Here is a 20,571-nt window from a genome sequence, read left to right as displayed (position 1 = left end):
GCCCGCCTCAACACCGGGTTCTGCGCCGGATTCGGCAGTGGGCCCAGCGGCTGGCCGAAGCACCCCCGTCCGCGAGACCGCCCGCCCCGCCGCGCGTCCGATGCGCCCCTTTACGCACCCCCGTCCGCACCCCGTACGCACCCCGGATCGCCGGGCGGGCCGGTGCCCGGTCCCCCGGATGGGCTAGGTTGCGGCGCATGGCAAGTGTGCTCGTGGTCGAGGACGACCAGTTCGTGCGGTCCGCCCTCATTCGGCACCTCACCGAGGCGTCCCACACGGTACGCAGCGTGGGGACGGCTCTTGAGGCGTTGCGGGAGGTCGCGCAGGTCGGCTTCGACGTGGTCATCCTCGACCTCGGCCTGCCCGACCTCGACGGGTCCGAGGCGCTGAAGATGCTGCGCGGCCTCAGCGACGTACCGGTGATCATCGCGACCGCGCGGGACGACGAGGCCGAGGTCGTACGCCTGCTCAACGCCGGGGCCGACGACTACCTGATCAAGCCGTTCTCCGTCGAGCACCTGTCGGCGCGGCTCTCCGCCGTCCTGCGGCGCGCCCGCAGCCGGTCCGCCGCGCCCACCGCGGACGCCCTGATCCACGTCGGCGGCCTGCACATCGACGTACGCCGCCGCCAAGCGGTCCTGGACGGCGCCGTCCTCGACCTGACCCGCCGCGAATTCGACCTGCTGGCCTTCCTCGCCGCCCGGCCCGGCGTCGTCGTCGCCCGCCGCGAACTGCTCGCCGAGGTCTGGCAGCAGTCGTACGGCGACGACCAGACCATCGACGTCCATCTGTCGTGGCTGCGCCGCAAGCTCGGTGAGACCGCGGCCAGTCCGCGCTATCTGCACACCCTGCGCGGCGTCGGCGTCAAACTCGAACCGCCCGCCGCCCTGCCGCCCACCGCGATAGCGCCCGCCCCCGCGGTGCCGCCGTCATGAGATGGGCGCTGATCAAGGTGAGCCTGGCGGTGACGGCGATGGTCGTCATCGCCTTCGCCGTACCGCTCGGCCTGGTCGTCAAGGAACTGGCCCGCGACCGCGCGCTCACCAACGCCGAACGCCAGGCCGCCGCGATCGGCCCCGCCCTGGCCATCACCACCGACCGGGGTGAGCTGGAACGCGCCATCGCCAGCACCCAGGCGGGCGCCGAGTCCCGGATCGCGCTGCGCATCCCGGCCACCGCGCAGTCCGCGGCCGTCGGCATCGGCACCCCGCACGCCACCGACGCCGCGCTGCACACCGCCTCGGCGTACGGCGAGGCCGCGACCGTACGCGTCCCCGGCGGATACGCGCTGCTCCAGCCGACCGCCGTCAGCTCGGGGACGGTCGCGGTCGTCGAGGTGTTCGTGCCCGACGACGACATCAACCGCGGTGTCCCCACCGCCTGGCTGGTGCTGGCCGCCGTCGGAATCGGCCTGATCGTCGGCTCGGTCGCCATCGCCGACCGGCTCGGCACCCGCATGGTCCGCCCCGCCGCCCGGCTCGCGGGCGCCGCGCAGCGCCTCGGCGAAGGCGACCTGGCGGTACGGGTTCCCGAGGCCGGTCCCAGCGAACTGCGGTCCGCCGCCGCCGCGTTCAACGCCATGGCCGACCAGGTGGTCGAACTCCTCGCCAGCGAAAGGGAGTTGGCGGCTGATCTATCGCACCGGCTGCGCACCCCGCTCACCGTGCTGCGGCTCAACACCGCGTCCCTCGGCGAAGGTCCGGCCGCCGACCAGACCCGAGCGGCCGTCGCCCAGCTCGAACGCGAGGTCGACCAGATCATCCGCGCCGCCCGCGAACAGCGCGGCGCCCACACCGCGACCGGCGCCGCCGGGTGCGACGCCGCCGAGGTCATCCGCGAACGGATGGCCTTCTGGTCCGCGCTCGCCGAGGACGAGGGCCGCGAGGTCCGCTCCGCGGGGGCCGAGCGGCCGGTACGGGTCCCCGTCGCCCGCGCCGAACTGGCCGCCGCCCTCGACGCCATGCTCGGCAACGTCTTCCGCCACACCCCGGAGGGCACCGCCTTCGCCGTCGACGTCCACCGCGGCGACGACGCCGTCATCGTCCTCGTCTCCGACGCCGGACCCGGCGTCGCCGACCCGGCCGCCGCCCTGCGCCGCGGCCACGGCGCGGGCGGCCAGGGCTCCACCGGCCTCGGCCTCGACATCGTCCGCCGCGTCGCCGAATCCACCGGCGGCGACCTCGCCGTCGGCCGCAGCGTCCTCGGCGGCGCCGAGATCCGCCTCTGGCTCGCCCTCTCCCCCCACACCTCGACCCCCCACCCCACCCACCGCCGCACCCCCCTCAACCGCCACCGCTGAGCCCGCAGCGCGCCCGGCGCGCGTGCCGGAAGCCAGGATTCAGCCCGTCCGGCGTCTGTGGGGGCACCTCCCCGCGCTGGCTGGGGGCGACGAGCCCCGCCGGCGATGAGGCCCCACCTTTAACGGCTCCCTTGCGCCGCCTTAAGCGCGCCATAAGAACCCCGTCCGCAGCCCGGACCAGCCAATTTGTCCCCTCTCCGCGCGCTAGCGTGCCAACGCGTCCCCCTCCCCCCACCCCCAAGAGGCAGGCTCGAACATGGCAACAACGCACCGCCGTCGCCCCAGCCGGAAGGTCCAACTGATAGGCGGCCTCACCGCCGTCGCCGCCGTAGCCGGAGGCGCCTTCGCACTGGCGGGATCGGCGAGTGCCGCGTCGGTCGGGGCGGTGTACTCCAAGACCAGCGGGTGGGACGGCGGTTACACCGGCCAGTACGAGATCACGAACTCCGCGAGCAGCGCCCTCACCGGCTGGACGCTGAAGTTCGACCTGCCTGCGGGAACGAAGATCAGCTCGCTGTGGAACGGCAGTTACCGGGTGTCGGGCCAGACGGTCACCGTCACCGCGGAGAGCTGGAACGGCACGATCGCCCCCGGCGGCAAAGTCGATGTCGGCTTCGTGACGAGCGCGTCCGGCGCGGCGGGCGACCCCGTCAACTGCCTGATCAACAACGCGAAGTGCTCGGTCTCCGACGGCCCCACGCAGACCCCGACGGGCCACCCGACGCAGACCGCGACCCCCACGGCGACCCCGACCCAGAAGCCCACGCAGACCCCCACCCAGAGCCCGACGCCCACCGCCACCCCGACCCCGACCTCGGGCGGCGGCACCACGACGTCCAGCGGCTTCGCCCCCTACGTCGACACCTCCCTCTACCCGGCGTACGACCTCGTCGCCGCGTCGAAGGCCAACGGCGTCAAGGAGTTCAACCTCGCCTTCCTCGTGTCCGGCGGCGGCTGCGTCCCCAAGTGGGGCGGCGTCACCGACCTGGGCGGTGACGCGGTGGCCGCGCAGATCGGCGCGCTGCGGGCGGCCGGCGGCGACGTACGCGTATCGTTCGGCGGCGCCAACGGTACGGAGCTGGCCTCGGCGTGCTCCTCGGCGTCGGACCTGGCGGCGGCGTACGGCAAGGCCATCGACCAGTTCAAGCTCACGAAGGTCGACTTCGACGTGGAGGGCGGCGCGCTGCCGGACACCGCGGCCAACACCCGCCGCGCGCAGGCCATCGCCCAACTCCAGAAGAGCCACAGCGGACTCGAGGTCTCGTACACGCTGCCCGCGATGCCGACCGGGCTCACGCAGGACGGCATCAATCTGCTGAGCAACGCCAAGAGCAACGGGGTGGACATCCACGCCGTCAACATCATGGCGATGGACTACGGTTCCTCGTTCAGCGGCGACATGGGCCAGTACGCGATCGACGGCGCGACCGCCACGCAGGCGCAGGTCAAGAGCGTGCTCGGGATCTCCGACGCCGCCGCGTGGAAGAAGATCGCGGTGACGCCGATGATCGGCGTCAACGACGTCGCCACCGAGATCTTCACCGTCGAGGACGCCACGCAGTTGGTGACCTTCGCCAAGTCCAAGGGCCTGGCGTGGCTGTCGATGTGGTCCGCGACCCGCGACAAGCAGTGCGCGGGCGGCGCGCAGAGCTGGGCCGACGCCTCGTGCAGCTCGATCGTGCAGAGCGCGGGCGCCTTCTCCAAGGCGTTCGCCGCGTACACCGGCTGACGGCACGTCACCTGTGAACGCCCCCTGAACCGTGCCTCTCCCACCCCCACGGGAGAGGAGCGCGGAGCGGTACGGACAGCACCCTCGAGCTGTCCGTACCGCTCCTTTTCCGTTCCCTCAGGAAGCCCCGTCCTCCTCCGCGACTCCCTGAAGGACGTTCTCGCGGGCGACGGCCGCGTACCAGTGGGCGCTCTGCTTGGGGATGCGGCGCTGTGTGCCGAAGTCGACGTAGACCGCGCCGAACCGCTTGCTGTAGCCGTACGCCCACTCGAAGTTGTCCATCAGCGACCACAGGAAGTAGCCGCGTACGTCCACGCCGTCGGCGATCGTGCGGTGGATCGCCGCCAGGTGGCTGCGCAGATACGCGATCCGCTCCGGGTCGTTGACCGTGCCCTCGGGCGAGATGTAGTCGTCGTAGGCGGCGCCGTTCTCGGTAACCATCATCGGCAGCCCCGGGTGCTCGCGCGCCACCCGGTGGATCAGGTCGTACAGACCGGTGGCGTCGACCGCCCAGCGCATCGCGGTGGTCTCGCCGGGCGGCAGGTGGAAGGCGACGTGCTCGGAGCCGGGCCACGGCGAGTGGTCGCTGGCGCCGTGCCCGTCGTTGCGGGGCACGTCGGGTCCGTCGGCGCGCTGCTTGCCGTCCGAAACCAGCGTCGGCGTGTAGTAGTTGATGCCCAGCAGGTCGATCGGCCGGGAGATCTCCGCGAGGTCGCCCTCCCGTACCAGCGACTCCCAGTCCACCAAGTGGGCGGTGTCCGCGAGGAGATCGGCCGGGTAGTCGCCGCCGAGGATCGGGCCGAGGAAGACCCGGTTGCCGACCGCGTCGATCCGGCGGGCCGCGTCGAGGTCGCCCGGTGAGGTGGTCAGCGGGCGGATCTGGTGCAGATTGAGGGTGATCGAGGTCTGCGCGGCGGCGGGCAGCGCGGAGCGCAGGGCCCCGATCGCCTTGCCGTGCGCGAGGTTGAGGTGGTGGACGGCCCGCAGCGCCGACTCCGGCTCGGTGCGGCCCGGCGCGTGCACGCCGGAGCCGTAGCCGAGGAAGGCCGAGCACCAGGGCTCGTTGAGGGTCGTCCAGTACGGCACCCGGTCGCCGATCGCGCCGGCCACCAGCGCCGCGTAGTCGGCGAACCGCTCGGCGGTGTCGCGTACCGTCCAGCCGCCGACGTCCTCCAGATCCTGCGGGAGGTCCCAGTGGTAGAGGGTGGCCACCGGCGTGATGCCGCGGTCGAGCAGTTCGTCGGTGAGCGAGCGGTAGAAGTCGAGGCCGCGCTGGACGGCCGGGCCGCGCCCGGTCGGCTGCACGCGCGACCAGGAGACGGAGAACCGGTACGCGCCCAGGCCCAGGTCGGACATGAGCGCGACGTCGTCGCGGAAGCGGTGGTAGTGGTCGGCCGCGATGTCACCCGTGTCCCCGTTGTGGACGCGGCCGGGCGTGTGGCTGAAGGTGTCCCAGATCGAGGGGGTGCGGCCGTCCTCGGCCGCGGCGCCCTCGATCTGGTAGGCGGCGGTGGCCGCCCCCCAGACGAAGCCGGGGGGAAAGCGGAGCGAGGCCGAGACATTGGCGCTCTCGGCGCTCTCGGAGCGGACAGCGGTCATAACGGGGGACTCCAGGGGAATCAGGGGTAAGCGGGGGAGGGGGCCAACAGGACGCTGCTCAGGGGGAGTTCAGGGGAGGCATGGGGGAGTTCACGAAGGGTTCAGCTCTTGACGGCACCTGCCGTGATGCCGCCGACGATGTGCTTGCCGAGGACCGCGAAGACCAGCAGCAGCGGCAGCGTGGCGACCAGCGCGCCCGTCACCACGATCGAGTGGTCGATGGTGTGGTCACCGGAACCCAGACCGGCCAGCGCGACCTGAACCGTCGGGTTCTGCTGGTTGAGCGCGATGAACGGCCAGAAGAAGTCGTTCCACGACTGCACGAACACCAGCATTCCCAGCACGGCCATCGCGGGCCGCGCCACCGGGAACACCACGTGCCAGATGATCCGCAGACTGTGCGCGCCGTCCACCCGCGCCGCCTCGACCAGTTCGATCGGCAGCGCCTCGGACAAGAACTGCCGCATGAAGAACACGCCGAAGGCGGCCACCAGCGACGGCAGGATGACGGACTGGATGTGCCCGACCCAGCCCAGGTTGGTGATGATCTGGTAGAGCGGGATCACGCTGAGCTGCGGCGGGATCGTCATCGTCGCGACCACCAGCATCAGCAGCGCGTTACGGCCGCGGAACTGGAGCTTGGCGAAGGCGAATCCGGCGAGCGTCGCGAACATCACCGTGCTGAACGACACGAAGCCCGCCACGATCGTGGAGTTGATCAGGGCCTTGCCCATGTCGACCTGGTCCCACACGATGTGCAGGTTGTCGATCAGATGGCTGCCGGGCAGCAGCGGCATCGGCGGCGTGACGATCTCGGCGTCCGTGCGCGACGCCGCCACCACCGTCCAGTACAGCGGGAACAGCGAGATCAGCGCCGCGACGACGAGAATCACGTACGCGACCGGGCCCGCGTGCTCCTGCTTGCCCGCCCCGCTCCTGCGCAGGAACCGGCGACGCGGGGGCTTGGGCGGCGGTACGGCGGTGGACCGCCGCGACGGCGCGGCCCCGAACGCTTGCGTTTCGGTTGTCTGTGCCATGAGGTCAGCCCCCGAGCTTCCGGCGGTTGGCCCGCACGATCAACAGTTGGACGGCGCCGATGAGCAGCAGGATCAGCAGCATCACCCAGGCCACGGCGGAGGCCTGGCCCAGCGCGCCGGTCGCCCAGCCCTTCTCGTACATGTAGAGGCTCAGCGTCTGGTACTGATGCGCGGAGCCGCCGCTGACGCCGACTCCGCCGCCGTAGATCAGCGGCTCACCGAAGAGCTGTGTGGCGCCGATCGTCGAGACCACGATGGTGAAGAGAATCGTGGGCCGGATCGAGGGGATCGTGACGCTGATGAACTGCCGCCAGCGCGAGGCCCCGTCGAGCGCCGCCGCCTCGTACAGGTCGGACGGCACGGCCTGCATCGCGGCCAGGTAGATCAGCGCGTTGTAGCCGGTCCAGCGCCAGGTGACGATCGCCGAAATGGCGATCTGCGCGGGCCACTTGGACGACTGCCAGTCGAGGTTGTGCACCCCGAAGTGGGCGAGGATCTGGTTGACCATCCCGTAGTCGGGATTGAAGAGCTGGACGAAGACCAGCGACGCCGCCGCGATCGAGGTGGCGTACGGCGCGAGCACCGCGACCCGGAAGAAGCCGCGCGCCCTGAGCTTGAAGTTCAGCAGGTGCGCGAGGCCGAGCGCCATCAGGAGCTGCGGCACGGTCGAGATCACCGCGAGCGAGAAGGTGTTGCGCAGCGCGTTCCAGAAGAACTCGCTGTCCCACAGGCGGGTGTAGTTCCGGAAACCGACCCAACTGGCGTCGCCGCCGAGCTGTACCTGGTTGAAGGAGAGGTAGCCGGTGTAGATCAGCGGAAAGAGGCCGAAGGCCGCGAAGCAGATGAAGAACGGGGCGATGTACGCGTACGGCGACGCCTTGGTGTCCAGCCGGTACAGCCTGGAACGCCAGCCCGGGGGGCGGTGGGCGCCCTTGCCGGGCGAGCGGGGGGCGGCGGGCCGGGACGACGGAGGACTGCCGTCGGACGTCGCCCTGACGGAGGTGGCCACGAGTGGCGTCCTTCCCGTAGGGGTTCGGGCGAGGGTTGTGCGGTGACTGGAGGAGGGCCGCGGTCGTCCGGGGTGGTCCGGCCGCGGCTGCGGGGGCGGTACGAGGTGCGGGGAGACGAGGTGCGGGCCGCCCGGCAGGTGGGAGACACTGCCGGGCGGCCCCGTCCGCGCTACTGGTCGATCTTGTCCTTGACCAGCGCCTTCACGTTCGACCACGCCTTTTCGGCCGAGGTGCCGTGCTGCTCCATGTCGAGGATTCCGTTGTCGGTGATGAAGGTCTTCACCTGACCGTCGTACTGGCCGATGGGCGCGGGCTGGATGCTCTCCGCGGTGGCCGAGTAGATCTTGCCGACGGGGGTGTCACCGAAGTACGGGTTCGTCGCGTTCTGCACGGCCGGGTCGGCGAGACCCGCCTTGGTCGACGGGATGTTGCCGTTCTTCGCGAAGACTTTCGCCTGCTGGGCGGGCGCGGTCAGCCAGGCGGCCAGCGCGGTCGCCTCCGCTATGTGCTTGCCGGCCTTGGGCACCGACAGGAACGAACCGCCCCAGTTACCGGCCTGCGGCGGCGCGGCGATGTCCCACTTGCCCTGGTTGGCGGGGCCGGCCGAGTCCTTGATGATGCCGATCATCCAGCTCGGGCAGGCCACGGTCGCGAACTTGGAGTTCTTGAACGCCGCGTTCCAGGTGTTGGCGTCGAACTGCCGCAGCTTGTCGGTCAGTCCGTCCTTGACGGCCTCGGTCGCCAGGTCCCACGCCGTCTTCACACCGGGGCTGGTGTCGTAGATCAGCTTGCCGGACGCGTCGGAGTACTGCGTGGTCTGGCTGGAGACCACCGCGTTGAACAGACCGCTGCCGGAGTCGGTGAAGGCCACACCTGAGGGCGCATTCGCCTTGAACTCCTTGCCGACGGCCAGGAACTTCGACCAGTCACCGGCCCACTTGGCCGCGACCGCCTCGCGGTCGTCGGGCAGACCCGCGGCCTTGAAGAGGTCCTTGCGGTAGCAGACCGCCATCGGGCCGATGTCGGTGCCCAGGCCGATCACCGAACCGTCGGTGGTGGTGGCCTGCTTCTCCTTGTAGTCCAGCCAGTCGCCGACGTTGACGCCCTTGGCCTTGCCCAGGTCCACGAACTTCGACGCCAGCGTCGGGCCGGTGGCCTCGGCGATGTAGCCGATCTCGATGGCCTGGATGTCGGAGAGGCCGCTGCCCTGGGAGAGGTGGAGCTTCAGGGCGTCCCAGTACTGCTGCCCGTCGGCGACGTTGTCCTCGACGATCGTGATGTTGGGGTGCAGCTTGTGGTACTCGGAGAAGAGGGCCGCGCCCGTCTTGTCGTCGTAGCCGAACGATCCGAAGTCACCGACGTGCAGCGTGATCTTCTCGGTCGAGGAGGCGGTGCTCCCGTTGCCCGAGTCCTTGCTCTTGCTGTCGCTGCTGCATCCGGTGATCAGGGTCGCGCAGGTCGCGAGACCCGCGACCGCGATGACTGCGGCCTTGCGGGTTCTGCCGGAAGTGCGCATTCCACTCTCCTTGTCAGGGTGGGTCTGGCGTGCGGTGGTGCGAGTGAGGGTGTGGGAGCGCTCCCACTAAGCTTGCCGGAACAATCCGGCCTCGGAGGGGTCAGTGTCAAGATGTGAAGTCGATTTCGTTGCCGGAACGTGTCCGGACCGGACCGATGGTCACTTCTTGAACGGATCGGACGCCGCGGGGCGGGTACGGTGAACACAGCGTGGGAGCGCTCTCAAGAGATCCTGCTGTCCAGAGCGGGCCGGGCGCTAAGGTGGCGCGACAGTGGAGCACAGGAGGCGGAAGTGGCCATGAACGGGCGGCACAGCGGACGGCCCACCCTGGAAGAGGTGGCTGTACGCGCCGGGGTGGGACGCGGCACGGTCTCGCGCGTCATCAACGGGTCGCCGCGGGTCAGCGACCGCGCGAAGGCCGCGGTCGAGGCCGCCATCGCCGAACTGGGGTACGTGCCCAACCGCGCGGCCCGCGCGCTGGCCGGAAATCGCACCGACGCGATCGCTCTGGTCATCCCCGAGCCGGAGACGCGGCTCTTCGCCGAGCCGTACTTCTCCGACATCATCCGGGGGATCGGGGCGGAGCTGGCCGACACCGACATGCAGCTCCTGCTCACGCTGATCCGAACGCCCAAGGAGCGGGCCCGTTTCGGCCAGTACCTGGCCGCGCACCGCGTGGACGGCGTCCTGCTGGTCTCCGTCCACGAGGACGATCCGCTGCCCGACCTTCTCGAACAGCTCGACATGCCCGCCGTTCTGAACGGGCGGCGCAGTGACCTGGAATCCGTCTCGTACGTGGACGCCGACAACGTCGGCGGCGCGCGTGCCGCCGTCGCCCACCTCTTCGCCCGCGGGCGGCGGGCCGTCGCGACGATCACCGGGCCGCCGGACATGTACGTGGCCCGGTGTCGCCTCGACGGGTATCGGCAGGCCGTGGAGGCGGCGGGGGTTTCCCCCGGGGGTTCCTCGGGGGGCTCCTCGGGCTCGGAGCTCGTCGCCCGGGGCGACTTCACCGAGGAGGGCGGGCGGCGGGCCATGCGCGAGCTGCTCGCGCGGCGGCCGGACATCGACGCCGTTTTCGCCGCCTCCGACCTCATGGCGGCCGGCGCGCGGCAGGTGCTGCGCGAGTCGGGGCGGATTGTGCCGACCGATGTCGCGCTCGTCGGTTTCGAGGACTCGGCCATCGCGCGGCACATGGATCCGGCGCTCACCAGTGTTCGGCAGCCGACGGAGGAGATGGGGCGGACGATGGCGCGGGTGCTTCTGGAGGAGATCGCTGAGCGGGATTCGGTGCGACGCCATGTCGTTCTGGCCACTGAGCTGATTCAACGCGACTCTGTTTAGGGCTCGTTGTCTTGTCTTTGCCCGCCCGCCCACCCGTGCGGGTGTTTTCTTCGTCTGCGGGTGCCGCTTGTGCCTGGTCGGTGCCGGTCCGGGGCACCTCCTCGAAATGCGGCTACCTGGTACCTGTGTATCCGGCACCCTTCTTGTCACCGCATTTCTGCGGGGGCACCCCGGCCCGTCCCCTCCCGGTACGTCGGCGTCCGCCTGTCCGGTGGGGGTTGCCGGGGAGGGGGGTTCTTTCGGCGGGCCGCCTTGTGCCGGTGCGCCCTCCCGGCCGCTCCGGAAAGACCGGGCCCTTCCCCAGGCGCCCAACGAAGCCCCTGCCACCCCCCCACTCCCCAGCACCCGCACCCCCGCCCACTCCGGCTGGACGTCGGGTGACTCGGGTCCCGGGCTCACACCTAACGGAGGTCCCGCACCCCACCCACCCCCTCCCCCCCCCAGCCACAGCGGACAGGCGGGCGCCGGCGGACCGGAGGGGTCGGTGCGGGGTGCCCCCGCAGGGGGACGAACGGGCAAGGGCAGAAGCGAGTGGAAGTGGCCGCACGTTCGTCGCCCGAGGAGGTGCCCCGGGCCGGGACCGACCAGGCACGGGCGGCACCCGCAGACGAAGAAAGCACCCGCACGGGTGGGCGGGTGGGAAAGACAGGACGGAGGAAGGACAGGACGTGAAGCAGCGGACGGCGGTTTACGGGGAAGTGGCGACAGAGCTGGCGCTGAGAAGTGACGCGGAACTGCGCGAGCTCGTGGAAAGGGGGGAACCCCTCGGAGAAGGAATCGGCGGACAGACCTCAAAGGTGCTCCTCGCGGGAACCCCCGTCTTCGTGAAGGAGATCCGCCTCACCGACCTCGAAAGGCGCCCGGAGAACACCCACTCGACGGCGAACGTATTCGACCTCCCGGCGTTCTGCCACTACGGCATCGCCACCCCCGGCTTCGGCGCCTGGCGCGAACTGGCCGTCCATGCCATGACGACGAACTGGGTCCTGGCGGGAGAGCACGACGGCTTCCCCATGACGTATCACTGGCGGGTGCTGCCGAGCACGAGAAGGCCCCTGCCGAAGGAGCTGGCCGACGTGGAGGCGGCGGTGGCGTACTGGGGCGGCAGCCCCGGAATGAGGCGCCGCATCGAGGGTGTGCGGGACGCGACGGCGAGCGCGGTGGTCTTCATGGAGTACATCCCGCAGAATTTGCAGAATTGGCTGCGGAACCGTCTCGCGGAGGCGGACGAGGAGACGACGGAACGCGTCTGCGAGTGGATCGAGCGAGAGTTGCTGGACGGCGCGGATTTCATGAACGACCGCGAACTGCTGCATTTCGACGCGCACTTCGAGAATATCCTGACCGACGGCCACCGCCTGTACTTCGCGGATTACGGCCTGGCGGTGTCGACCAGGTTCGAACTGTCGTCGGCGGAGGCCGAGTTCTACGAGCGGCACCGGACGTACGACCGCGATTACATCCGTACGCACTTGGTGCGCTGGCTGGAGCGCAATACGGGGAAGGTCCCGGCTCCGGTGCTGGCCCGGCACGGGCAGTTGGCCGAGGAGATGGGGGAGTGGCACAGGGCGTTGCAGACGGAGAGCCGGGAGACGCCGTATCCGGTTCAGTCGGCGGGCCGCCATCTGACGCGGTAGTCGACGCCGTCGGGGCGGTAGCGGGGGCCGGGGGTGGAGCGCCACTGGGCGGTCAGGACGCGCGGCTCGGCGGGGGTGTCGCGGTGGGGGAGGAGCAGCGCGGTGAGTTCGTCGTAACGGGCGTCGACGCCGCCCGTGCCGGGGTGGGTGTCGGGCTCGGCCGTACCGGCCTCGTAGCGGGCATGCCAGGCCGCGAAGAGGGCCCACCGCTCGCGCTCCAGGGCGAGTTGGGCGGCGCCGACGGGCCACACGGCGTAGGTGTCCTCGTACACGAGCCGGAAGTAGTGCGGCTCCCCTTCGACCTCGGCGAGGCCGAAAATCGGGGCGTCGTATCGGTCCAATTCGGCAAAGACCCGCTCGAATCCCTCGCCGATCAGCTCCTGTTCATCCCAGATCTCGGCCATGAACGGAGGCTACGACCTCGGGCCGCCGAGGCGCGTACGTTTCTTGAACGCGGGCCCTCGTACGCGCTCTCAGAACGCGCTGCCGACGCCGTTCACCGCCGCCACAGGCGGCGCCACACCGGCACTCCCGGCGCGGCGCGGGAGGGCGACGACAGCACCACGTGGGGCGGGGACGGCTGCGTCCGGGACGTCGGGCAGCTCCCACTCCGGTACGGCGAGGTGGTGGTGAGGGTGCTCCTGGCGGTGGCCGGAGGACGCGGCGGGGCGGTCGCACCAGGCGATGAGGAGTTCGTCGTGGACGTCGGCGGCCTCCCGCACCCGGTCGCGTACGTACGCGTACAACTCGCCGAGCGTGATCAGCCCGTCGCGGTCGCCGTCCGCCTCGCCCGTCCGCAGGCCGTGCGCCAGTGCATGGGTGAGGCCCGCCGTGCACCGAATACGTTCAGGAACACGCTCCCGGAGACGTTTCGGGACCGCGTTCGCCGGGATCGGTTCAGGCCGCGTCCTCGGGCGCGGGCGGGCGGCAGGCGAGGATCTGGTCGACGCCCATGCGGTTCTCCCCGAAGGACAGGGCGCTGCCGATGAGGTAGAGCCGCCACACGCGGGCGGTCTCCTCGCCGACGAGGGCGACGAATTCGGCCCAGCGGTCCTCCAGCGTGCGGTGCCAGGCCAGGATGGTGCGGACGTAGTGCTCGCGCATCGCGGTGACGGACCGCACTTCGAGACCGGCCTGTTCGAGCAGGCCGACGGTCTCGCCGAGCGGGCGCATGTGCATGTCGGCGGCGATGTAGGTCTCGATGAAGGCGCCGCCGCCCGGCGCGTTCCGGCCGCGTGACATCTGCTGGACCATCACCCGGCCGCCCGGCCTGAGCCGGTCGTGCAGGGCCGCGGCGAAGGCCGGGTACTCGGCGTCGCCGACGTGCTCGCCCATCTCGATGGTGGCCACGGCGTCGTAGCCGCCGCCCCGGATGTCGCGGTAGTCGCGGCACTCCACGTCGACCAAGTCGCTGAGCCCGCGCGCCTTCACCTCCTGTCGTACGTACGCCGCTTGCTCGGCCGCGAGGGTGACGGCGGTGACGCGGGCGCCGTACCGCTCGGCGGCGTGCAGGGTCAACGAGCCCCAGCCGCAGCCGATGTCGAGCAGCCGGGCCTCGGGCCCGAGCCCCAACCGCACGCAGATTAGGTCGAGTTTGTCGCGCTGCGCGTCGGCGGACGTGTAGTCGGGGGCGTCGCTGGTCCACCAACCGCAGGAGTACGCCATCGTCTCGTCGAGCAGCAGCGCGTAGAAGTCGTTCGACAGGTCGTAGTGATGGTGGATCGCCGCCCGGTCGCGGTCCTTGCTGTGCAGGCGTCCGCTCAGCCGCGCCGGAGCCCCCGGCGGCGCGGGGCGCGGCCCGATCGCGCCGATCCGTACCGCCGCCGCCAGCGCGCGTGCCCGGTCGGCCGCCGACAGCCGGGCGGGCCGCAGCTTCTGCTGCCGGATGGCCGCCCACACCGTGCGCAGCGCCTCCCCGACATCGCCCTCGACGTCGATCTCCCCGGCCACGTACGCCTCCGCGAGGCCCAGCTCGCCGGGTTGCCAGACCAGCCGCCGCAGCGCCCGCCGCCGCCGTACGACCACCAGCGGTCCGTCGCCCGAGCCCAGCTCGCTCCCGTCCCACAGCCGCACCCGCAGCGGCGGTTCCCCGCCGAGCGCCTGGTCCAGGTGGGGGCGCAGCCGGTCGGCCGCGGTGGGTGTCACGGAGGGCATGGACGCGCTCGCTTTCCGCGGTGCCGGCCGGTGAGGCGGCTCCGCTGTGCTGTTCCGGGCTGTGCCGGGCTGTTCCGGTCGGGGCTCTCACCCTGTATTCGGCGCGGTACGGCGTACGGATTGGCGCGGGTGCCGCCCGTCTGCCGGGGGCTGTCGCACGGCTGTCGTACGGATGCCGCGCGGCGGCGTGCGGGCCTCGGCGGGATTGTCGTACCCCTCGGATACGTTGCCGTCATGGCTGAATTCGTACTGGTCGCGGGGGCGTGGCTCGGCGCGTGGGCGTGGGACGAGGTGGTGCCCGAGCTGCGGGCGGCCGGGCACGGCGTCCATCCGCTGACGCTGTCGGGGCTCGCCGAGAAGCGGGGCGCCGCGCCGGACGCCGGGCAGCGGACGCATGTCGAGGACATCGTGGCCGAGGTGGAACGGCTCGATTCGCGGGACGTGGTCCTGGTCGGACACAGCTACTCGGGGATTCCGGTCGGCCAGGCCGCCGGCCGGATCGGCGACCGGCTGGCCCGTATGGTCCTGGTCGACTCCGAAGTGCCGGTCGAGGGCGGGTCGTTCGCGTCCGGCTGGTGGGAGGGGCAGGCCAGATTCGAGGCGATCCTGGCCGAGGGGGACGGCTTCTGGCCGCCACCCGCCGCCGGGGAGTTCGAGGGCCAGGGCCTGACCGACGAGCAGATCGCCCGGCTCGTCGCGGGCGCGACCCCGCATCCGGCGCCCTCGCTCACCGAGCCCGCCGCGCTGTCCCGCCCGCTCGCCGACCTCCCGACGACGTACATCAAGTGCCTTCTGGACGGCCCGGAGCCGAACAGCGACGTGGCCGCGCTCCTGGACGGCAAGCGGTGGCGGCTGGTGGAGATGAACACCGGGCACTGGCCGATGTTCTCCGAGCCGCGCCAGCTCGCCGCGATCCTGGGGGCCGAGACCGCCCCCTGATCCCTGCCGGGCGCGCGTGGGCCTCGGGCCCGCGCGGGTGTCGGGCCCACTCGCTGCGGGTCCGTCCTACGTCTGCGGCACCATCACGTCCGCCGGGATACGGCGGCGGACGTCCGCGAGCAGATTCCGCATCGCCATGCGGAAGACCTCGGCCTGGTGCTCGCCGAGGAACGAGGTGTGCCCGAAGACCTCCAGGACCACCTGCCCGTGCAGGCGGCCCCACGCCTCCATGAGGAGAGCGACCGCCGGCGGGGGCAGCTCTCCCGGGCCCTCCGGCGGCAGCCGGTCCAGGTGCGCCAGGAGCCGGGGCGAGAGCGCGGGGACGTCGGCCGCCGCGAGCTGCGCGGTGCTGAAGCCGTCGAACAGTTCGCGCTGGAAGAGCACGCTCATCCGGCGGTTGGCCTGGGTGGTGATGCCGTCGTGCGGGGCCGCGTACCCCCGCAGCGGTGTCCCGTAGAGGAGTTGGTACCGCTCGGGGTGGGCGATGGCCCAGTGGCGGTAGCCCTCGGCCGCGACCACCAGGCGCGGCAGGTCCGGCCAGTCCGCCGCCGCTCGGTCGAGCGCGGCACGTACGGCGGCGGTCAGGTCGTCGTACGCCTTGGTGACGAGCACGGTGACGAGGGCGTCCCGGCTCGGGAAGTAGTGGTAGAGCGCCTGGACGGTCATGCCCAGGCCGCGGGCTATCGCGCGCATCGACAGGCCCTCGGGGCCGTTCTCCCCGATCAGGTGTTCGGCGGCGTCCAGGATCTCCTGCGTCGCCGCCGCGCGCCGCCGTTCACGCAGAGAGGGCGCGGAGGGCGGGGAGGGCGGGGAGGGCGGGGACGACGGTGGCGGCGGCGTTGCTGGTGTCGGCGGTCCCGACGGTGTCGTCCGTGGTGTCGGCGGTGTTGTCGGCGTGGAGACGTCCGGTGGCGCTGGCGGGTGTTCCTCGGCGGGCATGCGCCCACCCTATGACGGCTTCCTTGGCGTGTATCCGGAATTTGAACACTGTCAGGTAAATCTCGCACTGCCAAAGTCTGTTGTGTGCTGTCTACGTTCGTCACGGCGACGTCACTCCCGTCGCATCCGCCGCACGGCGCGGCTCCGCGGGCCCCGCACACCCGCGACTGCGCCGGTACGCGCGTCCAGAACGCCCGCAAGTCCGCAGAGGAGATCTCGCGTGTTCGAACGCATAGCCGAACTGGCGATCCGCCGGTCCCGGCTGGTACTCATCGTCGCCATCGTGGCGACGGCCGTCATGGGTGCCGTGGGTGCTGGCGCCTTCACCAAGCTACTGGGCGGCGGCTTCGACGATCCAGCTTCCCAGTCCACCCGGGCACGCGACCTCATCGACAAGAGATTCGGCGGCGAGACGAATCTGGTGCTGCTCGTCCGCACCGCGGACGGCCGTATCGCCGACGGCCGTGTGGACGCCCCGGCGGCCGAGCGGAACGGGCGGGCCCTGGTGGCCGAGCTGAAGAGCGAGAAGACGCTGGCGAACGTCGTCTCGTACTGGGACACGCGGAGCACCGAACTGCGGTCCAAGGACGGCCGCGAGGCCATGGTGCTCGCCCACGTCAAGGGCGACCCGACGCAGCAGCAGAAGAACGCCGAGAAGCTTCTCGACCACTTCGGCGGTACGTACAAGGACGCGCTCACGGTCCGGGCCGGCGGTGTGGCCGCCGTCGGCAACGACATGGCGACGCAGGTCGTCAAGGACCTCGAACTGGCCGAGCTGATCGCGATCCCGCTGACCCTCGTCCTGCTGCTGTTCGTCTTCGGCAGCGCGGTGGCCGCCCTGCTGCCGCTGGCCATCGCGGTCATCGCCATCCTCGGCTCGTTCGCCGAGCTGTCCCTGCTCGCGGACGTCACCAGCGTCTCGAACACGGCGACCAATCTCACCACGGCCCTCGGCCTCGGACTGGGCATCGACTACGGCCTGTTGATGATCAGCCGGTTCAGGGAGCAGCTCGCGACGGGCGCGAGCGTGGACGACGCAGTCCGCCGGACCGTCCACACCGCGGGCCGCACCGTCGCGTTCTCCGCGGCGACCGTGGCCGCCGCGCTCGCCGCGCTCCTGGTCTTCCCGCAGTACTTCCTGCGCTCGTTCGGCTTCGCGGGCGTCGGGGTCGTCGCCATCGCGGCCGTCAGCGCGCTGTTCGTCATGCCGCCGCTGCTCGTCGTCCTGGGCCACCGGGTCAACAGCGGGCGGATGCCCTGGATGAAGGCCGCGAGCGCCGCGAAGGCCGTGAATTCCGTGAGCGCCGCGAGCGCCACGACTTCCGCCAGCTCCACGGATTCCGCCGACTCCACCGCCCGCGTCTCCGTGTGGGCGCGGCTGGCCCGTACCTCCATGCGGCGGCCCGCGCTCACCGCGCTGCCCGTGCTCGTGGTCCTGCTGGCGGCGGCGAGCCCCCTGCTGGGCATCGTCTTCGGCACCCCGGACGAGCGCGTGCTGCCCAAGGACGCCGAGAGCCGCCAGGTCTCCGCGACGCTCAGGAGCGACTTCACCGGCAGCGACGACTCCGCCCTCCAGATCGTCTTCGGCCAGGCCGTGGACAAGGGCCCCCTGGGGTCGTACGCGCAGCGGCTGTCGCAGCTCAAGGGCGTCGTACGGGTCGAGACCAGCACCGGGACCTACGCCGACGGGCAGGCTTCCGCAGCCGGGCCGGGCAGCGCCAACCTCGGCCGCCCCGACGGGCAGCGGATCAGCGTGACCAGCTCCCTGACGCCGAGGTCGGACGCGGCCCAGGACCTGGTCGGCGCGGTACGGGACCTCGCGCCGCCCGCCGGAACGCACCCGCTGGTCGGCGGCACCGACGCCGAACTGGTCGATACCCGGCACTCCATCGGCGGCCAACTCCCGCTCGCCATCGGCCTGGTCGTCCTCACCACCTTCATCCTGCTCTTCCTGTTCACCGGCAGCGTCGTGCAGCCGCTGCGCGCCCTGCTGCTCAACGCGATCACCCTGGTGGCGACCCTCGGCGTCATGACGTGGATCTTCCAGGACGGCCATCTCTCCTCCCTGCTCGGCTTCACCGCGCAGCCGATGGAGATGTCGATGACCGTGCTGATGTTCTGCATCGTCTTCGGACTCTCGATGGACTACGAGGTCTTCGTCACCAGCCGGATCAAGGAGCTCCACGACCAGGGCGAGGACACCGAGTCGGCCGTCGTCAACGGCCTCGGGCACACCGGGCGCATCGTCACCGCGGCGGCCTGCCTGCTGGCCGTGAGCTTCTTCGCCTTCGGCACGGCCAAGCTCAGCTTCATGCAGATGTTCGGCCTCGGCAGCGGACTGGCCATCCTCATCGACGCCGTCGCCATCCGCGGTGTCCTCGTCCCCGCCGCGATGCGCCTGCTCGGCGGATCGGCCTGGTACGCGCCGGGCTTCCTGCGCAGATTCCACGACCGGTTCGGGCTCAGCGAGGGCGAGCCGGCCTCCGGTCCCGACCTGGACCGCGAGCCGGTCGCCTCGCAGGGGTGATCGAGCGGGCCCCGCGGCCCCGGTGCCTGTGACGGCCTCCGCCCTTTCCCGGGCGGGGGCCGTGACGCGTGCCCGGCCCCGTCCGCCGCCGCCCCCTACCCGGCGGATCTGTGTGCGATGCCTTGACGCCCCCGCCGTTCCGCCCGACACTCCATTCGCACGCAGCTCTGAGAGCGCTCTCAGGATTTCCGACATGTCATGCCCGCATCACGCATATCGAGTACGGCACCACGGGCGGCGGGTCGCGCACGAGCAGGACGGACCACGGACTACGTAACACGCACGACGGACCACGTACCACGCACCACGGCTCACGCTCAGCGCCCCGCCACCACGGCAGCTGTCCCCCCACGACCGAAAGGCAGCACCTGCCCATGACGACATCCCCTCCATCGGCCGCCCGCCGCTTCGTCAGCGGACGTCCCACGGCCGTGCTCAGCGCCCTGCTCCTCCTCGTGACCGGCATCACCGGCCTTGTGCTGTCCGGCGGTTCGGCGTCGGCGGCCGTTCCCGGACCCGCGGCGGGCTGGACGACCGTGTTCAGCGACGACTTCAACGGGGCGGCGGGCAGCGGCCTCAACCGGTCCAACTGGCTCTACGACATCGGCACGAGCTACCCCGGCGGCGCGGGCAACTGGGGCACCGGCGAGATCGAGACCTCCACCGACTCGACGCAGAACGTCTACCAGGACGGCTCCGGCCACATGGTGATCAAGCCGGTCAAGGACGCCTCGGGGCACTGGACTTCGGGTCGCGTGGAGACCCAGCGCACGGACTTCGCGGCCCCCGCGGGCGGTCAGCTCGAAATCAGCGCCTCGATCCAGCAGCCCAACCCCCAGAGCGGGCTCGGCTATTGGCCCGCCTTCTGGGCGATGGGCGCCGCCGCCCGCCCGGTCAGCGCCACCAACTGGCCCAGCATCGGCGAGATCGACATCATGGAGGACGTCAACGCCCTCAGTAAGCACTCCACCACCTTCCACTGCGGGCAGTGGGCGGGCGAGTGCCACGACCCCGACGGCATCACCAGCGACCTCCAGCCGTGCGCCGGTTGCCAGACCGGCTTCCACAAGTACTCGGCCGTCATCGACCGCACCAACACCTCCGCCGAGCAGCTCCGCTTCTACCTCGACGGCAATCTGACCTACACCGTCAACGAGAACCAGGTCTCCGTCGCCACCTGGCAGGCCGCCGTCGACCACGGCTTCTTCGCCATCTTCGACGTCGCCATCGGCGGCTCGTACCCCAACAAGGTCTGCGGCTGCACCTCCCCGTCCGCCGACATCAGCTCCGGCGCGGGCATGAGCGTCGACTGGTTCGCCGTGTACCAGACGACCGGCGGCAGCAGCGGCACGGTCGGCGGCACGAACAACGGCGGTACGTCGTCCGGCACCAGCTCCGGGACGAGTTCCGGTACGAGTTCCGGCACCAGCTCCGGTTCGAGTTCCGGTACGAGTTCCGGCACCAGCTCCGGTTCGAGCGCGGGCAGCACGGGCGGCAGCACCACCACGCCCGACTACACCGCCGGTGTCACCTCCACCAGTTCCACGCAGGCCCGCATCTCCTTCACCCCGACCACCCCGGCCGCCTACGTCGACGTCCACTACCTCGTCAACGGCGCGGGTCAGCAGAATTTCCGCATGACCAACTCCTCCGGCACCTGGACCCAGACCGTCAACGGCCTCTCCACCGGCAGCGTTCTCACGTACTGGTTCACGTACGAGAAGAACGGCCCCCAGTACGACTCCCCGCACTACACGTTCACCCAGGGGTCCTGACCCTCGGCCCGCGTGCCTGCTTCGGCGGGGCCTGCTTCTGCGGGGCCGCCCGGACACCGTGTCCGC

Annotated in this window: 16 protein-coding genes; 8 read left to right on the top strand and 8 right to left on the bottom strand. The window is 71.1% G+C overall.

What is annotated here, in order from left to right; all coding sequences use genetic code 11:
- Nucleotides 1–197 precede the first annotated feature (197 nt).
- From ACIP4Z_RS03780 to ACIP4Z_RS03770, 3 genes are all read left to right on the top strand, one after another.
- Entirely contained in the window at nt 198–935 is a 738-nt protein-coding gene (locus tag ACIP4Z_RS03780; protein ID WP_401304840.1) for a response regulator transcription factor, read from the top strand.
- Nucleotides 932–2,299 (top strand): sensor histidine kinase, encoded by a 1,368-nt coding sequence (locus tag ACIP4Z_RS03775; RefSeq protein ID WP_401304838.1) that lies wholly within the window; start codon nt 932–934, stop codon nt 2,297–2,299. Before ACIP4Z_RS03780 ends, ACIP4Z_RS03775 begins: the two co-directional genes overlap by 4 nt.
- A 256-nt stretch (nt 2,300–2,555) precedes the next feature.
- Nucleotides 2,556–4,028 (top strand): cellulose binding domain-containing protein, encoded by a 1,473-nt coding sequence (locus tag ACIP4Z_RS03770; RefSeq protein ID WP_401304836.1) that lies wholly within the window; start codon nt 2,556–2,558, stop codon nt 4,026–4,028.
- Between the two features lie 117 nt (nt 4,029–4,145).
- Here the strand turns inward: ACIP4Z_RS03770 and ACIP4Z_RS03765 are convergent, their stop codons facing one another.
- The 4 genes from ACIP4Z_RS03765 to ACIP4Z_RS03750 all read right to left on the bottom strand — a co-directional run bounded on the left by ACIP4Z_RS03765 (nt 4,146) and on the right by ACIP4Z_RS03750 (nt 9,190).
- Nucleotides 4,146–5,627: a beta-glucosidase gene (locus tag ACIP4Z_RS03765; RefSeq protein WP_355336938.1), complete on the bottom strand. Its 1,482-nt coding sequence runs from the start codon at nt 5,625–5,627 to the stop codon at nt 4,146–4,148.
- A 101-nt stretch (nt 5,628–5,728) separates the two neighbouring features.
- Nucleotides 5,729–6,664 carry a carbohydrate ABC transporter permease gene (locus ACIP4Z_RS03760; RefSeq protein WP_188280271.1) on the bottom strand — a complete coding sequence of 312 codons (936 nt, stop codon included), beginning with the start codon at nt 6,662–6,664 and terminating at the stop codon, nt 5,729–5,731.
- 4 nt (nt 6,665–6,668) lie between these two features.
- Nucleotides 6,669–7,673 carry a sugar ABC transporter permease gene (locus tag ACIP4Z_RS03755; protein WP_355336942.1) on the bottom strand — a complete coding sequence of 335 codons (1,005 nt, stop codon included), beginning with the start codon at nt 7,671–7,673 and terminating at the stop codon, nt 6,669–6,671.
- 170 nt (nt 7,674–7,843) lie between these two features.
- On the bottom strand, nt 7,844–9,190 hold the full coding sequence (locus ACIP4Z_RS03750) for an extracellular solute-binding protein (protein WP_391163913.1): 1,347 nt from the start codon (nt 9,188–9,190) through the stop codon (nt 7,844–7,846).
- A gap of 297 nt (nt 9,191–9,487) precedes the next feature.
- On the opposite strand from ACIP4Z_RS03750, the gene ACIP4Z_RS03745 reads away from it, so the two are divergent.
- Nucleotides 9,488–10,534: a LacI family DNA-binding transcriptional regulator gene (locus ACIP4Z_RS03745; protein ID WP_355337218.1), complete on the top strand. Its 1,047-nt coding sequence runs from the start codon at nt 9,488–9,490 to the stop codon at nt 10,532–10,534.
- A gap of 797 nt (nt 10,535–11,331) precedes the next feature.
- A complete protein-coding gene (locus tag ACIP4Z_RS03740; RefSeq protein ID WP_401304833.1) occupies nt 11,332–12,171 on the top strand; it encodes a protein kinase family protein in 840 nt (279 codons plus the stop codon).
- Here ACIP4Z_RS03740 and ACIP4Z_RS03735 read toward each other — a convergent pair.
- The 3 genes from ACIP4Z_RS03735 to ACIP4Z_RS03725 all read right to left on the bottom strand — a co-directional run bounded on the left by ACIP4Z_RS03735 (nt 12,141) and on the right by ACIP4Z_RS03725 (nt 14,325).
- On the bottom strand, nt 12,141–12,575 hold the full coding sequence (locus ACIP4Z_RS03735) for a hypothetical protein (RefSeq protein WP_355336948.1): 435 nt from the start codon (nt 12,573–12,575) through the stop codon (nt 12,141–12,143). The two genes, ACIP4Z_RS03740 and ACIP4Z_RS03735, sit on opposite strands and share 31 nt — an antisense overlap.
- 69 nt (nt 12,576–12,644) lie before the next feature.
- The gene (locus tag ACIP4Z_RS03730; RefSeq protein ID WP_401304831.1) at nt 12,645–12,917 is read right to left on the bottom strand and encodes a hypothetical protein; all 273 of its coding nucleotides are present in this window, start codon (nt 12,915–12,917) and stop codon (nt 12,645–12,647) included.
- Between the two features lie 151 nt (nt 12,918–13,068).
- Nucleotides 13,069–14,325 (bottom strand): class I SAM-dependent methyltransferase, encoded by a 1,257-nt coding sequence (locus tag ACIP4Z_RS03725; protein WP_401304829.1) that lies wholly within the window; start codon nt 14,323–14,325, stop codon nt 13,069–13,071.
- Between the two features lie 234 nt (nt 14,326–14,559).
- Between ACIP4Z_RS03725 and ACIP4Z_RS03720 the strand changes: the two genes are divergently transcribed.
- Complete coding sequence (locus ACIP4Z_RS03720; protein WP_401304827.1) at nt 14,560–15,264, top strand: alpha/beta fold hydrolase; 705 nt, start codon at nt 14,560–14,562, stop codon at nt 15,262–15,264.
- Between the two features lie 66 nt (nt 15,265–15,330).
- On the opposite strand, the gene ACIP4Z_RS03715 is transcribed toward ACIP4Z_RS03720, so the two are convergent.
- On the bottom strand, nt 15,331–16,203 hold the full coding sequence (locus ACIP4Z_RS03715; RefSeq protein ID WP_401304825.1) for a TetR/AcrR family transcriptional regulator: 873 nt from the start codon (nt 16,201–16,203) through the stop codon (nt 15,331–15,333).
- A gap of 220 nt (nt 16,204–16,423) precedes the next feature.
- Between ACIP4Z_RS03715 and ACIP4Z_RS03710 the strand changes: the two genes are divergently transcribed.
- Both ACIP4Z_RS03710 and ACIP4Z_RS03705 read left to right on the top strand, forming a co-directional pair.
- On the top strand, nt 16,424–18,730 hold the full coding sequence (locus ACIP4Z_RS03710; protein WP_401304823.1) for an MMPL family transporter: 2,307 nt from the start codon (nt 16,424–16,426) through the stop codon (nt 18,728–18,730).
- A 374-nt stretch (nt 18,731–19,104) separates the two neighbouring features.
- Nucleotides 19,105–20,505 carry a glycoside hydrolase family 16 protein gene (locus ACIP4Z_RS03705; RefSeq protein WP_401304821.1) on the top strand — a complete coding sequence of 467 codons (1,401 nt, stop codon included), beginning with the start codon at nt 19,105–19,107 and terminating at the stop codon, nt 20,503–20,505.
- Nucleotides 20,506–20,571 lie beyond the last annotated feature (66 nt).

Origin of the sequence: Streptomyces sp. NPDC088910, from assembly GCF_044749865.1 — a bacterium.
GTDB lineage: Bacteria > Actinomycetota > Actinomycetes > Streptomycetales > Streptomycetaceae > Actinacidiphila.
Note: the sequence above shows the minus strand (reverse complement) of the source record. Positions and strands in the feature narration are given on the sequence as shown.